15 protein-coding genes are annotated in these 14,446 nt (G+C 70.6%); 7 read left to right on the top strand and 8 right to left on the bottom strand.

Going from position 1 to position 14,446, the window contains the following annotated elements:
* Positions 1-18: 18 nt before the first annotated feature.
* From ACZ7OU_RS12515 to ACZ7OU_RS12485, 7 genes are all read right to left on the bottom strand, one after another.
* A complete protein-coding gene (locus ACZ7OU_RS12515; RefSeq protein WP_470241848.1) occupies positions 19-1,644 on the bottom strand; it encodes a peptide ABC transporter substrate-binding protein in 1,626 nt (541 codons plus the stop codon).
* Between the two features lie 298 nt (positions 1,645-1,942).
* Positions 1,943-2,896 carry a Ppx/GppA phosphatase family protein gene (locus ACZ7OU_RS12510; RefSeq protein WP_470241849.1) on the bottom strand — a complete coding sequence of 318 codons (954 nt, stop codon included), beginning with the start codon at positions 2,894-2,896 and terminating at the stop codon, positions 1,943-1,945.
* 32 nt (positions 2,897-2,928) lie between these two features.
* Positions 2,929-4,095: a lytic transglycosylase domain-containing protein gene (locus ACZ7OU_RS12505; RefSeq protein ID WP_470241850.1), complete on the bottom strand. Its 1,167-nt coding sequence runs from the start codon at positions 4,093-4,095 to the stop codon at positions 2,929-2,931.
* 152 nt (positions 4,096-4,247) lie between these two features.
* Positions 4,248-4,757 (bottom strand): DUF501 domain-containing protein, encoded by a 510-nt coding sequence (locus ACZ7OU_RS12500; RefSeq protein ID WP_470241851.1) that lies wholly within the window; start codon positions 4,755-4,757, stop codon positions 4,248-4,250.
* Between the two features lie 15 nt (positions 4,758-4,772).
* Positions 4,773-5,135, bottom strand: a complete 363-nt coding sequence (locus ACZ7OU_RS12495) for an FtsB family cell division protein (protein ID WP_470242422.1) — start codon at positions 5,133-5,135, stop codon at positions 4,773-4,775.
* A 253-nt stretch (positions 5,136-5,388) separates the two neighbouring features.
* Positions 5,389-6,675 (bottom strand): phosphopyruvate hydratase, encoded by a 1,287-nt coding sequence (eno, locus tag ACZ7OU_RS12490; protein ID WP_086682649.1) that lies wholly within the window; start codon positions 6,673-6,675, stop codon positions 5,389-5,391.
* 87 nt (positions 6,676-6,762) lie between these two features.
* The gene (locus tag ACZ7OU_RS12485) at positions 6,763-7,209 is read right to left on the bottom strand and encodes a VOC family protein (protein ID WP_470241852.1); all 447 of its coding nucleotides are present in this window, start codon (positions 7,207-7,209) and stop codon (positions 6,763-6,765) included.
* A 71-nt stretch (positions 7,210-7,280) separates the two neighbouring features.
* On the opposite strand from ACZ7OU_RS12485, the gene ACZ7OU_RS12480 reads away from it, so the two are divergent.
* Positions 7,281-7,685: a tetratricopeptide repeat protein gene (locus ACZ7OU_RS12480; RefSeq protein WP_470242423.1), complete on the top strand. Its 405-nt coding sequence runs from the start codon at positions 7,281-7,283 to the stop codon at positions 7,683-7,685.
* A 220-nt stretch (positions 7,686-7,905) separates the two neighbouring features.
* Here the strand turns inward: ACZ7OU_RS12480 and ACZ7OU_RS12475 are convergent, their stop codons facing one another.
* Complete coding sequence (locus ACZ7OU_RS12475) at positions 7,906-8,652, bottom strand: lytic murein transglycosylase (protein WP_470242424.1); 747 nt, start codon at positions 8,650-8,652, stop codon at positions 7,906-7,908.
* 369 nt (positions 8,653-9,021) lie between these two features.
* On the opposite strand from ACZ7OU_RS12475, the gene efeU reads away from it, so the two are divergent.
* Genes efeU through ACZ7OU_RS12445 form a run of 6 tightly spaced genes read left to right on the top strand, consistent with a single transcriptional unit; the run spans position 9,022 to position 14,410 of the window.
* Positions 9,022-9,867 carry an iron uptake transporter permease EfeU gene (gene efeU, locus ACZ7OU_RS12470; RefSeq protein ID WP_470241853.1) on the top strand — a complete coding sequence of 282 codons (846 nt, stop codon included), beginning with the start codon at positions 9,022-9,024 and terminating at the stop codon, positions 9,865-9,867.
* Positions 9,864-11,018 (top strand): iron uptake system protein EfeO, encoded by a 1,155-nt coding sequence (gene efeO, locus ACZ7OU_RS12465; protein ID WP_470241854.1) that lies wholly within the window; start codon positions 9,864-9,866, stop codon positions 11,016-11,018. The genes efeU and efeO overlap by 4 nt, the downstream gene beginning before the upstream one ends.
* The gene (gene efeB, locus ACZ7OU_RS12460; protein ID WP_470241855.1) at positions 11,015-12,274 is read left to right on the top strand and encodes an iron uptake transporter deferrochelatase/peroxidase subunit; all 1,260 of its coding nucleotides are present in this window, start codon (positions 11,015-11,017) and stop codon (positions 12,272-12,274) included. The genes efeO and efeB overlap by 4 nt, the downstream gene beginning before the upstream one ends.
* Positions 12,275-12,322: 48 nt before the next feature.
* Complete coding sequence (locus ACZ7OU_RS12455) at positions 12,323-12,892, top strand: TetR/AcrR family transcriptional regulator (RefSeq protein ID WP_470241856.1); 570 nt, start codon at positions 12,323-12,325, stop codon at positions 12,890-12,892.
* Positions 12,889-13,965 carry an SGNH/GDSL hydrolase family protein gene (locus ACZ7OU_RS12450; protein ID WP_470242425.1) on the top strand — a complete coding sequence of 359 codons (1,077 nt, stop codon included), beginning with the start codon at positions 12,889-12,891 and terminating at the stop codon, positions 13,963-13,965. Before ACZ7OU_RS12455 ends, ACZ7OU_RS12450 begins: the two co-directional genes overlap by 4 nt.
* Positions 13,966-13,999: 34 nt before the next feature.
* Positions 14,000-14,410: a PPOX class F420-dependent oxidoreductase gene (locus tag ACZ7OU_RS12445; protein WP_470241857.1), complete on the top strand. Its 411-nt coding sequence runs from the start codon at positions 14,000-14,002 to the stop codon at positions 14,408-14,410.
* Positions 14,411-14,446 lie beyond the last annotated feature (36 nt).

Here is a 14,446-nt window from a genome sequence, read left to right as displayed (position 1 = left end):
CGGCAGATCAGCGCGGCACTACTTCTTCAGGACCTCGATGGACGGGTAGTCCGGCATGCGCCTGAAGTCCAGGGCCGCCGACTTGAGGTTCTTCGACTTCGCCGCGACGCCCTTCTCGTCCCACGTCGGGATCGACGGGAGGTCCTTGGCGATCAGGTCCTCCGCCTGCTGGTACAGCTTGACCGCGGCGTCCTTGTCGGCCGTGGCGTCCGCCTGCGCGAGGAGCGCGTCGACCTGCGGGTTCGAGTACGACGAGTCGTTCGAGGAGCCGCCGGTCTTGTAGATCGGGTTGAGGAAGTCCTCGATGGACGGGTAGTCCGCCGACCAGTCGGAACGGCCCATGCCGGTCAGCTTCTTGCCGGTGACGATGCTGCGCCACTGGCCGAAGTCGGTGGCCGGCACGAAGTCGCACTCGACGCCGAGGGTGTTCTTGATGCTGTTGCACGCCGCGGTCAGCGGTTCCTTGCGGCCGCCGTCCGCGTTGGACGCGATGGTCAGCTTGCCCTTGAAGCCGGACTTCGCGAAGGCTTCCTTGGCCGCCGCCGGGTCGTACTTGCAGTACTGGCAGACCCCCGAGCGGGCGCCGGTGATGCCTTGGGCGACGTAGCCGTCCAGCGGGACGTAGGTGTCGTTCATGACCGTCTTGGTGATCTGCGCGCGGTCGATCGACATCGAGATGGCCTTGCGCAGCTCGAGGTTGTCGTAGCCGGGCACGTAGTACGGCACGGCGATGGTGCTGACCCCGAGCAGGTGCCCGGTGACCAGGCGGTCACCCAGGTCGGCCTTGTACTTGCCGCCCGCGACCGCCGACGGCGGCAGCGCCTCCATGAAGTCGAGCCGGCCGCTCAGCAGGTCCTGGTAGGCGGTCTCCTGGCTGGAGTAGATCTTGATGTCGAGGTCCTTGAAGTGGACCTTGTCGTCACCCTTGTAGTCGTCGTTGCGGGTGAGCTTGATGTCCTGGTTCGGCGTCCGCGAGACGAACTTCATCGGGCCGTTGCCGATCGGGTGCTGCTCGAAGGCCTTGGGGTCCTTGAAGAACGAGTCCGGCAGCGGCGCGAACGCCTGGTAGCCGACCTTGATGTCGAACACCGAGAACGGCGAGCTGAGCGTCACCTGGAACTCGTAGTCGCCCTTGGCGACCAGGCCCGACATCTTGTCGGTGGTCGGCTTGGCGTTCTCGTCCTCGGGGTGGACGTCCTTGTACCCCTGGATGTTCGAGTAGAAGTCCGTGTTGAGCTGGCCGTTCGGCGCGTAGGCGCCGTAGTTCCAGGCGTCGATGAAGTTGTGCGCCTTCACCTCGGTGCCGTCGTGGAACTTCCAGCCCTGCTTGATCTTGATGTCGTAGACCTTGGAGTCGGTCGTCGTGATCGAGTCGGCCATCAGGTTGAACGGCTTGGCGTCCGCACCCTTGAACCCGACCAGCGTGGCGAACATCGCCTGGACCGCTTTGGTGCCGCCGAGGTCGTTGATGTTGGTCGGGACCAGCGCGTTCTGCGGTTCGGTGCCGTAGACGCTCACCGTGCCGTCCGGGTCCGTCTCGCCGGCACCCGCGGAGCTGCCCGAACCGCCGCCGCAAGCGGCGAGCGCGAGCGCCAGCGAGGTCATCACCACCGTGGGTCCCCAGAGCCTGCGCGAACGACGCATGTCCCCTCCATCTCCGTCTGTCCGAAAGGTGAGACGCACGCTAGCGGGGGCGGTGAAGGTGATCACAGGACTGCGGTGTTGCAAATCAGTGACGACCGTCGGGACCACCTGGTTGGAGCACAACAAAGGTAGGAAACCGGGTACTCCGGACGGCCTAGCGCGGACAGGTGGTCATCACGCGCTCACGTTCGGTTCGCGTTCGATTCCCGTTGTGCCACAAGCCCTTTCGGATGTCCGAAAGGGCCGGTGGGGAGGTTGTCAAGAGGCCTTTGTGGCCGGAACCGGACCTCCCGGTCCGTCAGGCGAGCGAGAGGGCGATGCCGTCCAGGATGTCGTGCTCGCTGACCACCAGCTCGGTCGGGCCGCCGCGGGCCGCGAGCTGCTCGGCGAGGGTCTGGACCACCACCGCGCCGCCGCCGATCACGTCGACGCGGCCCGGGTGGATCACCGGGTTCGCCGCCCGGGTGGCGTGGTTTTCGGCCAGCAGCTTCGTCGCGAGCCGGTCGATGTCCGCGGGGCCGAGCTTCGACAGGTGGACGCGGTCGCTGTCGTACTCCGGCAGCCCGAGCGCGATCGCCGAAAGCGTCGTGACCGTGCCGGCGACGCCCACCCACGTACGAGCGCGTGCCACGTCGACGACGTCGAACGCGTCGGTGAGGACCTTGCCGGCCAGGTCGCGGGCGGCGGCGATCTCGCCGGCGGTCGGCGGGTCGCTCTTCAGCGCGCGCTCGGTGATCCGGACGCAGCCGATGTCGACGGACTTCGCCGCGGTCACCTCGGCCTTCCTGCCGTCCCAGGTGCCGAGGACGAGCTCGGTCGAGCCGCCGCCGACGTCGGCCACGACGAACGGGCCGTCGTCCGGGTCCTGCTCCCCGACCGCGCCGGTGAAGGACAGGCGGGCTTCCTCGTCGCCGCTGATCACCTCGGCCTCGACGCCGAGGGTCTCGCGCGTCATGCGGAAGAAGTCGTCGCGGTTCTTCGCGTCGCGGGTGGCGGAGGTGGCGACCATCCGCACCTTCTCGACGCCTTTGCGCCGGGCGGCGGCGGTGTAGTCGGCGAGCGCGGCCCGGGTGCGTTCGAGGGCCTCGGGAGCCAGCTCGCCGGTGGCGTCGACGCCCTGGCCGAGCCGGACGATCCGCATCTCGCGGTGCAGGTCGCGCAGGTCGACCGTGCCGTCGTGGCGGGGCGTCAGCTCGGCGACGAGCAGGCGGATGGAGTTGGTCCCACAGTCGATCGCGGCAACACGAGGCATGCGATCACCCTAACCGGCGGCACCCCGCCGACTCAGCTCGACGGCCCCGTGGTGATCGTGGTCGGGGTGGTCGTCGTGGTGACCGAGGTGACCGTCTCCCCGCACGTCGGTGTCGTCGGCGGCGGAGGCGGCGTCGTGGTCGGCTGGCCGGTCGTCGTCTCCGGTGTCGTCGACGGCGGCGGGGTCGTCGTCGTGGTCACGCTCGTGACCGTCGTCGTGGTGGTCGTCGTGGTCGGCGGCGCGCACGACGGTTCCTCGGACGTCGGCGGCTGCGACGTCGTCGGCGGGCCGGCCGGCGTCGTCGTCGGGACCGGGGGCGGCGGGATCGCCGGGACGGGCGGGCCGGCCGCCGCGTTCGGGGCGCCGATCGGGACCGTGCTGTCCGGCACCTGCATGATCCCGTTGCGGTAGGCCTCGGCCCACAGGACCACGGTGTTCACGTACGTGTCGGAGTTGTTGTAGCGGTAGATCGCGCCGCGCAGCTGGTCCGGGTTGGAAAGGTCGAAGCCGCCGGAGCAGAGGTAGCGGCCGGTGGCCAGGGCCGCGTCGAAGATGTTGTTGGGGTCGGACTTGCCGTCGCCGTTGCCGTCGGAGGCGTAGGCGCGCCAGGTCGCCGGGATGAACTGGGTCGGGCCGACCGCGCGGTCCCACACCGGGTCCGTGTCGAGCTCGCCGTGGTCGGTGTCGGGGATCGCGGCGAACGCGCCCTGGCCGTTGAGCTCCGGACCGAGGATCGGCTCGCGGGTGGTGCCGTTCGCGTCGACGTAGCCGCCGCGCGCGTGGTTGGACTCGATCCGGCCGATGCTGGCGATCAGGGCCCAGTCGATGTGGCACGCGGCCTGCTCGCGGCCGAGGATGTCGGCGGCGTTCTTGTACGCGGCGAGCGCGGTGGCGGGGATGCCGAGGGGGCCGTCGGGGAGTTCGTACGCCGGGAGCGGCAGCGGGGTGGGCGCGCCGGGGAGGGTGCCGTCGACGGCGATCTGCTGGATGGCGGAGTGGCCGGGGTCGTAGCCCTGGCCGAGCGCGGCGTCGCGGGTGTGGTCACCGCTGCCGCCCAGCCAGCCGAGCGTGACGACGCCGGCGAGCAACGCCGGGACCACCGCGAAGATGCCGGTGATCAGGGGGTACGCCGTGCGGTGGCGGATCCCGAATCTTCGGGTGTGGCTCCCGACTGCGTCAGGCAGTCGCCGCACGCGCATAGCTCGAAGCCCTCCTGGCCGGATCGGTCACCCACCCTCGGGTGACAGCCTGCCGTACCCGGGGCGCGGTTTCACCCCTTCGGGAGTCTGGATCTCGCCGGACGGGGGTTTTCGCTCACCCAGCCCAGTTATCTGTTTACGCGGCGCGAGCGTTACTCGGCACAGTCTCCCGTGGGCCACCCGTTCGCCTTAAGCAGCTCCAGCGTCTCGTCACCGAACGGATTCACGCCGGGACCGACCGCGAGCGAGTGCGCGACGTGCACGTGCAGGCACTTGACGCGCCCGGGCATGCCGCCGGCGGTGACCTGGTGGCCGAGCGGCTCGATCGCGTCACGCTCGGCGAGGTAGGTCTCGTGGGTGCGCTGGTAGTGCGCGGCCAGGTCGGGATCGGTGGTGAGCCGCTCGGTCATCTCCTTCATGATCCCGGACGCCTCGATGGTGCCGATCATGGAGTTCAGCTTGGGGCAGGTCAGGTAGTAGAGCGTCGGGAACGGCGTGCCGTTCTCCAGCCGCGGACTGGTCTGCACCACGGACGGGTGCCCGCTCGGGCACCGCGCGGCCACGGCCCGCAGCGCCCGCGGCGGCCGTCCGAGCTGCTCCGCGATGATCTCGCGGTCGGCGTCGGTGACGGGCTCGAACCGGTGCTGCTGCGTGCTGTTCACGCGCACCAGGTTAGTTCAGCCGCCCGAGACCTGGTTCCAGAGGTTCTCGTACCAGGAGCCGTCCGGGATCTGCTGCTGTCCCTGCTGCGGTGCCGCGTCCGGGGCCTTGTCCTCGGGCAGCTGGACGATGTACGGCGTCTCGCCCGGCTTGACGTACCGCAGCCGGCGCCGGGCCTCGGCCTCGATCTGCGCCGGGTCGCTCAGCTCCGCCTTGCGGCCCTGGAGCTGGGCGACCGTCTGCTGCAGCTGGGCCTGCTGCGCCTGCTGGTCGCGGATCTCGGTGCGCTGGGCGAGGTACGTGCGCAGGGGCACGGCGATGGTGAACGCCAGCGCGCACACCACGATCGCCACCACCGCCGCGCGGCGGGTGGTGGACATGCCGAGCACCTTCGCCGCACCGGACGCGCGCTTCGCCGCCAGGCTCCGGCGCAGCCGGGCCCGGGTGGTGTCCGCGTCGCCGGTGCGGCGCCGCGCGGCCGCCGTGCCGTCCGTGGGCCGGGGCGGCCGGGAGCCCTGGTTTCCCGCGCGCGCCGCTTCGGGGCGGCGGGCCGGCGCGGGCCGGTTGGCCCGCGTGGCTCCGCCGCCGCCTCGGCGGTTGCGCGTCGTCCTCCCCCGGTCGGCCATTCCCGGCTCAGCCCTCGGCGCTGAACCGCGGGAAGGCCAGCTCGCCGGCGTAGCGGGCGGCGTCACCGAGGGTCTCCTCGATGCGCAGCAGCTGGTTGTACTTCGCGATCCGCTCGCCGCGGGCCGGGGCGCCGGTCTTGATCTGGCCGACGCCGGTGGCGACCGCGAGGTCCGCGATGAACGTGTCCTCGGTCTCGCCGGAGCGGTGGCTCATCATCGACTTGTAGCCGAAGGACGTCGCCAGCGAGATCGCGTCGAGCGTCTCCGACAGGGTGCCGATCTGGTTGACCTTCACCAGCAGCGCGTTGGCGGCGCGGCGGGTGATGCCCTCCTCGAGCCGGTCCGGGTTGGTGACGAACAGGTCGTCGCCGACGATCTGGACCTTCTCGCCGATGTCGGCGGTCAGGGTGACCCAGCCGTCCCAGTCGTCCTCGCTCAGCGGGTCCTCGATGGAGACCATCGGGTAGTCACGGATCAGCTCGGCGTAGTACGCCGACATCTGCTCCGCGCTCTTCTTGCTGCCTTCGAAGGTGTACGCGCCGTCGGCGAAGAACTCCGTCGCGGCGACGTCCAGCGCGAGCGCGACGTCGCGGCCCGGGGTGTAGCCGGCCTTCTCGATGGCCTGCAGGATCAGGTCGAGCGCCTCGCGGTTGTTCGCCAGGTTCGGCGCGAAGCCGCCTTCGTCGCCCAGGCCGGTCGAGAGGCCGCGGCCCTTCAGCACCGACTTCAGCGAGTGGTAGACCTCGGCGCCCCAGCGCAGGGCCTCGCGGAAGGTCTCCGCGCCGATCGGCGCGATCATGAACTCCTGGACGTCGACGTTGCTGTCCGCGTGCGAACCACCGTTGAGGATGTTCAGCATCGGCACGGGCAGCACGTGCGCGTTCGGCCCGCCCAGGTAGCGGAACAGCTCCAGCTCGGCCGACTCGGCGGCAGCCTTCGCGACGGCCAGCGAGACGCCGAGGATGGCGTTCGCGCCGAGGCGGGACTTCGCCGGCGTGCCGTCGAGGTCGACCAGCTTCTGGTCGACGATCCGCTGGTCGACAGCTTCGATGCCGACCATCTCCGGGCCGATCTCGTCGAGCACCGCGGCGACCGCGCGCTCGACGCCCTTGCCGTTGTAGCGGCCGGTGTCGCCGTCACGGAGCTCGACCGCTTCGTGTTCGCCGGTGGACGCACCCGACGGGACCGCGGCCCGCGCGAGCGTGCCGTCGTCGAGAGCCACCTCCACCTCGACGGTCGGGTTGCCACGCGAGTCCAGAATCTCGCGCGCGCCTACCTGCTCGATGAGAGCCACGCCATGCTCCTCGGTGCGTCGTGCCTGCGGTAACGCGCCCAGCCTAGCCGTCGTGGCAGTTCACCCGTTGGAGGCACGGCCGGTCACTCACCCGTCGGCGCGGATCGCCTGCCACCCCGGCGGCAGCTCCACGGTCTCGGACGTCTGCTGCCAGAAGGTCCAGCTGTTGCCGCCGAGGTCGGCGACGGTGAACACTCGCGCGCCGTAAGGCTGGTCCTGCGGCGGGTCGAGCTCGCCCTCGTCGCCGAGCGCCACCTCGACCCGCCGGTAGACGTCGTCGACGTCGTCGACGTAGAGGATGTTGAGCTGGCCGACCGGCCCGTCGACGCCCTTGGCCTGGAAGTAGTCGGGCCCGACGCCGGCGAGCTGGATCCGCGCGTCGCCCGCGCGCAGCGTCGCCTGGAAGACCTCGCCGGCCCCGTCGCAGAACCGGACCTCCTCGGTGAACCCGAAGACCCTGGTCAGCCAGGCGAGCGCCGCCGTGGCGTCGGAGTAGTACAGGTAGGGCGCCAGGCCCCGGTACGGGCTGCTCATGGCGGGACAGTCCATCACGTCCCGTTCGGAGGCGTGTGCAAGCCCCTCCCACGAGGTAACGTGGGATGACCATGACGGACGCCGCAGCTGCTCCGCAGCCTCCCGAAGAGTCGCGGTTCCATGCCTTCCGCCAGGCCGAAGATCTCGTCGCCCGGCGCCGTCCGCTGGACGCGCTGAAGGCGCTGCAGCCGTTGCTGGAGTCCGAGACGGACAAGCCGTCGGTCCACCTCCTGGCCGGGCGCGCGTACTTCCACTCCGCCCAGCTGCGACGCGCCGAGCAGGCGTTCACCCGGGTGCTGGAGCTGGACCCGACCGACCACTACGCCCGGTTCATCCTCGGCCGGACCCTGCAGCGCCTCGGCCGGTTCGTCGAGGCGCTGGCCCAGATGCGGATGGCGTCGGCGATGAACCCGGTGCCGGAGTACCTCGAAGCGATCAGCGAGGTCAAGGCGCGCATCGCGCTGCGCGAATCCTGACCGCCAGGGCCGAACGGCCCGCCTGACATCGGACTTTCGGCCGATCCGGCCGGGCCCCTCGGCCGATCCGCCGCACCCCCTCCCCGGGCGAAGCTGGTTCCAGACCGAATCAGGGAGGAACCGGAAATGTCGATCTTCGCCACGCTGGGTGCTTACGCCGGCTTGCTGCTGCTGGTGCTCATGGCCGTCACGCCGCTGTTCGCCGACCGGGAGCTCTGACTCACGGCGCGACGCTCGCCTCCGCGTAGGCGTCCGCCGCGCTGAAGACGTCCTGGCCGTACGGGACACCCGAGTTGTAGAAGAGGATCGCGCGCCACCAGCCCGCCGGGGTGCCCAGGTCGTCACCGCCCGAACACAGGTAGCGCGCCGCCGTGAAGGCCGCGTCGTCCACGTTCTGCGGGTCCGGCGCGCCGCCGTCGCCGTTGGCCCGCTCCTGGTACTTCTTCCACGTCGACGGCAGGAACTGCAGCGGGCCGATCGCGTGGTCCCACGACTTGTCGCCGTCGAGCTTGCCGCCGTCGGTGTCGTGCACCGCCGGGACGCCGGGCGAGCCGTCCAGCGGCGGGCCGACCACCGGCTTCGCGACGCGGCCGTTCGCGCCGACCGCCGAGAGGTCGAAGTCCCCGCGGCCGGCCTCGACCCGGCCGATGCCCGCCAGCGTCGCCCACGACAGGTGGCACGTCGGCTTCTGCCGCTGCATCCACATCTCCGCCCGGCCGTACGCGGAAAGCACGCGCGCCGGGAGGTGCGTCTTGTCCGCCACGCGCGTCGCCCACGCGTCCAGCTCGGCCTGGTCGGACACCGCCGGCCGGTCGACCGGGGCGGCGAGCCCGGCCCGCGGCGACTCGGCACCGGGCTGCGGGCGCTGCTCGGGGATGGCCAGCGCCGGCTGGACCGGCGGCGGCGCGGCGGGCTCGTCCGGGTTCCGGACACCGATGGTGACGACGAGGACCACGCCGGTGAGCACCAGCCCCAGCGCGAGGGCGATCCGGCCGACGTACCGCCTGGGCGGGCCGCCCGGAGGCGACGACGGAGGCGTGACGGTCGGCTGAGCGGTATCGGCCACCCGATCAGGTTACGGAGCCACTCAAGGGGGTCGCCCGGAAGCCTGACCAGGCAAGCGGATGGTTAAAACAAGCCCACTGCCAGCGACGTCACAGAATTCGTTATCGAGTCGACGCGCAAGGCCCTGACCTGCGGTTACCCTAACCTAACTTCACGACCGCGTCCTGTTTGTCCGGTTGCATCGTTTCGATCGGTCGTACGCTCGCTGGACTTACAGGTGAGCCTTACCTAAAAACTTCCTGGACCCAGAAGAAACTCAGGAGGCGGACCGGTGTTGTTCTCGAGCGCGCTGATCGGGCTGCGTGAAGGCCTGGAAGCCGCACTGGTCGTCAGCATCCTGGTGGCATTCCTGGTCAAGACCGACCGGCGCCACGCGCTGCGCTGGGTGTGGCCGGGCGTCGGCGCGGCCGTGCTGCTGTCGGTCGCCGTCGGCGCGGTCCTCACCTTCACGACCGCCCAGCTGTCCTTCGAGCACCAGGAGCTGCTCGGCGGCAGCCTGTCGATCGTCGCGGTCGTGTTCGTGACGGCGATGATCTTCTGGATGCGCAAGGCGTCCAAGAGCATCGCCGCCGAACTGCGCGGGAAGATGGACGACGCGCTGGACGTCGGCCCGGCGGCCGTGCTGCTGCTGTCGTTCCTCGCCGTCGGGCGCGAAGGCCTCGAGACCGCGGTGTTCTTCTACTCGACCGTCCAGGCCGCGCAGTCGAGCACCGTGCAGCCGCTGATCGGCTTCGCCATCGGCATCGTGGCCGCGGTGCTCCTGGCCTGGCTGCTCTACAGGGGCGCGGTGCGGTTCAACCTGTCCAAGTTCTTCACGATCACCGGCGTGCTGCTGGTGTTCGTCGCCGCGGGCGTGCTCGGCTACGGCCTGCACGACCTGCAGGAGGCCGCCTTCCTTCCGGGCATCACCACCCTCGCGTTCGACGCTTCGAACACGCTGCCCGAGACGTCCTGGTACGGCGCCCTGCTCAAGGGCATCTTCAACTACTCGCAGCAGACGACCGTGCTGCAGGCCGTCGCGTGGGTCGCCTACGTCGTCATCGTGCTGCCTCTTTTCCTCAAGCCCAGCAAGAAGACCGCGCCGGCGCCCGCCGCCGCGGCCGCCCCGAAGGAGTGACCGTGCGCAAGTCCCCCAGAACCCCGCTGGCCGTGGTGGCCGGCGCCGCCGTGTTGGTGACGCTGGCCGCGTGCGACAGCCAGGGCAGCACCGGGAACGACACCGCAGCGGCCGGTGGCCCGGTCAAGGTCGAGGCGTCCGACACCGCGTGCACGGTCTCGGTCAACACCGCCGCGGCGGGCAACGTGACCTTCGAGATCACCAACAAGGGCACCAAGGTCACCGAGTTCTACCTCTACGCCGAGGGCGACCGGATCGTCGGCGAGGTCGAGAACATCGCGCCCGGGCTCAACCGGCGCCTGATCGTCGAGGCCTCCGACGCCGGCAAGTACCAGACGGCGTGCAAGCCGGGCATGGCCGGCAACGGCATCCGCGGCGACTTCACCATCACCGGTGGCGCGCCGAAGCAGAGCGACGCCAGCGCGCAGAAGGCCCAGGCCACCAAGAGCTACGCCGACTACGTCGCGAACAACACGACCGCGCTGGAGGAGGAGACGGGCAAGTTCGTCGACCTCGTCAAGGCCGGCAAGGTCGACGAGGCGAAGGCCGCGTACGCGCGCACCCGCATCTACTACGAGCGCATCGAGCCGGTCGCCGAGAAGTTCGGTGACCTGGACCCGGCCATCGACGTCCGCGAGGCCGACCTCGAGCCGGGTCAGCAGTTCACCGGCTTCCACCGGCTCGAGAAGGACCTCTTCGTCTCCGGACTGCAGGCCGACAGCTCGCAGATCGCGGACAAGCTGCTGACCGACGTCAAGGACCTCGTCGCGAAGTCGAAGACGCTGCAGCTGACCGCGCTCGACCTGGCCAACGGCGCGAAGGGCCTGCTCGACGAGGTCGCCACCGGCAAGATCACCGGCGAGGAAGAGACCTTCTCGCACACCGACCTGTGGGACTTCCAGGCCAACGTGGACGGTTCGAAGGGCGCGATCGCCTCGCTGCGGCCGCTGCTGCAGGAGCGCGACGCCGCCCTCGTGTCCACTTTGGACAAGGAGTTCGCGAACGTACAGGGCCTGCTGGACAAGACGCGCGTCGGTGACGGCTACAAGCTCTACAACCAGCTGTCCCAGGATGACATCAAGGCGTTCGCCTCGGCCGTCGACGCGCTGGCCGAGCCGCTGAGCAAGGTCGCGGAGGTCGTGTCCAAGTGAGTGAAAACGGCACCCGCGTCTCCCGCCGGAAGCTCTTCGGACTGGCGGGCGCGGGTGTCGCGCTCGCCGGAGCCGGCGCCGCGGCGGGCATCGGGATCGACAAGGCGACCGGCGGCAACCCGGCCGAAGCGGCGGTGAACACCGTCGACTTCGACGGCGAGCACCAGGCCGGGATCGTCACGCCGGCGCAGGCGAACCTGCACTTCGCGGCGTTGGACGTCACGACGAAGGACCGCGAGAAGCTGCGGCAGCTGCTGAAGACGTGGACCGACGCGGCCCGCCGGATGACGGCGGGCCAGGAGGTCGTGGCGAACGGCGCGGTCGGCGGCGGCGAGTTCGCCCCGCCCGGCGACACCGGCGAGGCGCTCGACCTGCCCGCGTCGCACCTGACGCTGACGATCGGCTTCGGGCCTTCGCTGTTCGACGGCCGCTTCGGCCTCGCGGGCAAGCGGCCGCCGCAGCTGATCGACCTGCCGCTGTTCCCGAAGGACAAGCTCGACCCGGCCCGCGGCGGCGGCGACCTGTGCATCCAGGCCTGCGCGGACGACCCGCAGGTGGCGGTGCACGCGGTCCGCAACCTGGTCCGGCTCGGCTTCGGCGTCACCGAGGTCCGCTGGTCGCAGCTCGGCTTCGGCCGCAGCTCGTCCACGTCGCGCACGCAGCAGACGCCCCGGAACCTGTTCGGGTTCAAGGACGGCACGAACAACATCAAGTCCGAGGACACCGACTTCCTGCGCGACCAGGTGTGGGCCACGCCCGCCGACGGCCAGGCGTGGATGGCCGGCGGCAGCTACCTGGTGGCGCGCCGGATCCGGATGCACATCGAGACGTGGGACCGCGAAACCCTGGACGGCCAGCAGCAGATCGTCGGCCGCACGAAGGGCACCGGCGCCCCGCTGGGCCAGACCGCGGAGTTCGACGAGCTCGACCTCGACGTCGGCGGCGCGGGCGGCGAGAAGGTGATCGCCGAGGACGCGCACGTCCGGCTGGCCTCGCACCAGGCGCTGAACGGCGTGCGGATCCTGCGGCGCGGCTACAACTTCGTCGACGGTTCCGACGGCGTCGGGCACCTCGAAGCGGGCCTGTTCTTCCTGGCGTTCAACCGGGACACGCGGAAGCAGTACGTGCCGATGCAGCAGGCGCTGTCGTCGAAGGACGCGATGATGGAGTACGTCCAGCACACGGGTTCGGCGCACTTCGCCGTGCCGCCGGGCGTCTCGAAGACCGGCTACTGGGGCGAAGGGCTGTTTGCCTAATACCTTTAGGCTGATCTACACTCTCTTTAGGCAAAGGGAGGTGTAGTGATGGTTCGTGCCGGATTGACCACGGAACGCGTGGTGCTCGCCGGGGCGGAGCTCGCCGACGAGATCGGCTTCGACGCGGTCACGCCGTCGGAGCTGGCGCGGCGGTTCGACGTCAAGGTCGCGAGCCTGTATTCGCACGTCAAGAACGCGCACGACCTGCGGACGAGGATCGCGCTGCTCGCGCTGGAGGAGCTCGCCGACCGGGCCGCCGCCGCGCTGGCCGGGCGCGCCGGGCGGGAAGCGCTGGTCGCGTTCGCCGGCGTCTACCGGGACTACGCCCGCGAGCACCCCGGCCGGTTCGCCGCGGCGCAGCTGCGGCTCGACCCGGAGACCGCGGCGGCGAGCGCGGGCGTGCGGCACGCGCTGCTGATGCGCGCGATCCTGCGCGGCTACGACGTGACCGGGCCGGACCAGACGCACGCCGTCCGGCTGCTCGGCAGCTTCTTCCGCGGGTTCGTCGCCCTCGAAGCCGACGGCGGCTTCGACCACAGCTCGCCCACGTCCGCGGACAGCTGGACCCGCCTCCTCGACGTCCTCGATTCCCTTCTCCGCGATTGGCCACGACCGTGATCACCACCCCGCTGACCGCCGGCCTCGTGCGCGGCGCGCTCGAGCTCGAACCCACTCCCCGCGGCCTGGTGCCGCACCGGCTGCCGGCCCGCGCGCGGGCGCAGAACACCGACGAGCGGCTCGCGATGGCCGAGGCGCAGCCCGCCGGCGTCCGCCTGCGGTTCCGCACGACGGCCACCGTCATCGAGCTGGAGACGGTGCCGACGAAGGTGGAGTATCCGGGCGCGCCACCGCGTCCGGACGGCGTGTACGACCTGCTCGTCGACGGCAAGCTCGCCGCACAGGCGACCGCGCCCGGCGGCGTGCGGTTCCCCGGCCTGCCCGGGCACCTCAAGGACGTCGAGATCTGGTTGCCGCACAACGAACTCACGGCACTGGTCGCGCTGCGGACGGACGCTCCGGTCGTCCCCGCTCCTTTTGCGGACCGGGTGTGGCTGCACCACGGCAGTTCGATCAGCCAGGGCTCGAACGCGCCCAGTCCCTCGGCGACGTGGACCGCGCTGGCCGCGGTTTCGGCCGGGGTCGAGCTGATCAACCTGGGCTTCAGCGGCAACGCGCTGCTGGACCCGTTCACCGCCCGCGCGCTGCGGGACACCCCGGCCGACGTGGTCAGCGTCAAGCTCGGCATCAACGTCGTCAACGCCGACCTGATGCGGCTGCGCGCGTTCGGCCCGGCGGTGCACGGGTTCCTGGACACGATCCGCGAGGGTCATCCGTCGGCGCCGCTGCTGGTCGTCTCGCCGTTGTACTGCCCGATCCACGAGCGGACGCCGGGTCCGGGCGACTTCGACCACGCGGCGCTGGCCGCCGGAAAGGTGCGCTTCCGGGCCACCGGCGACCCGGCCGAGGTCGCGGCGGGGAAGCTGACGCTGGAGGTGATCCGCGACTCGCTGGCGAAGATCGTCGCGCAACGTTCGGACCCGGCATTGCACTACCTGGACGGGCTTTCGCTGTACGGGCCGGCGGAAAACGCCGAGTTCCCGCTGCCGGACGAGCTGCACCCGGACGGCGCGGCACACCGGGTGATCGCGTCGCGCTTCACGGAGCTCGCCTTCGGCGGCCCGTTCGCTTGACTTCAACCTCCCTTGAAGTTGAATGCTTCGGGGCATGTTCACCGAAGCAGAGCTCGCCTACCTCGACGCGCAACCCCTCGGCCGGCTCGCCACCCGGCAGCCGAACGGAACCCTGCAGGTCAACCCGGTCGGCTTCCGGTACAACCCGGACGAGAAGACGATCGACGTCACCGGCCACAACCTGCGCGGCAGCAAGAAGTTCCGCAACCTGGCCGCCGACGACCACGTCGCGTTCGTCGTCGACGACCTGCCGTCCACGGACCCGTGGCGGGTCCGCTGCCTGGAGGTCCGCGGCCGCGCGGAGGCGCTGACGGAGGTGAACCTCCCGGACAACCACTTCGACGACGCCGTGATCCGGATCCACCCGTCGCGGATCCTGGCGTTCGGAGTGGAGGAGTGGGACCGGGAGCCGCTGGAGCTGGAGACGAACATCCGCAACGTCTGAGGCGTCGGCCGCCACGGGACCTGGGGGTTCCCGTGG

The sequence above is a fragment of the Amycolatopsis sp. NPDC114505 genome (assembly GCF_055633615.1).
Note: the sequence above shows the minus strand (reverse complement) of the source record. Positions and strands in the feature narration are given on the sequence as shown.

Coding starts and splice junctions, on each gene's coding strand:
- ACZ7OU_RS12505 (WP_470241850.1), bottom strand. CDS start 4,095: ATGCGCGTGCGGCGACTGCCTGACGCAGTCGGGAGCCACACCCGAAGA.
- ACZ7OU_RS12480 (WP_470242423.1), top strand. CDS start 7,281: ATGACGGACGCCGCAGCTGCTCCGCAGCCTCCCGAAGAGTCGCGGTTC.
- ACZ7OU_RS12515 (WP_470241848.1), bottom strand. CDS start 1,644: ATGCGTCGTTCGCGCAGGCTCTGGGGACCCACGGTGGTGATGACCTCG.
- ACZ7OU_RS12495 (WP_470242422.1), bottom strand. CDS start 5,135: ATGTCCACCACCCGCCGCGCGGCGGTGGTGGCGATCGTGGTGTGCGCG.
- ACZ7OU_RS12485 (WP_470241852.1), bottom strand. CDS start 7,209: ATGAGCAGCCCGTACCGGGGCCTGGCGCCCTACCTGTACTACTCCGAC.
- ACZ7OU_RS12455 (WP_470241856.1), top strand. CDS start 12,323: ATGGTTCGTGCCGGATTGACCACGGAACGCGTGGTGCTCGCCGGGGCG.
- ACZ7OU_RS12445 (WP_470241857.1), top strand. CDS start 14,000: ATGTTCACCGAAGCAGAGCTCGCCTACCTCGACGCGCAACCCCTCGGC.
- ACZ7OU_RS12510 (WP_470241849.1), bottom strand. CDS start 2,896: ATGCCTCGTGTTGCCGCGATCGACTGTGGGACCAACTCCATCCGCCTG.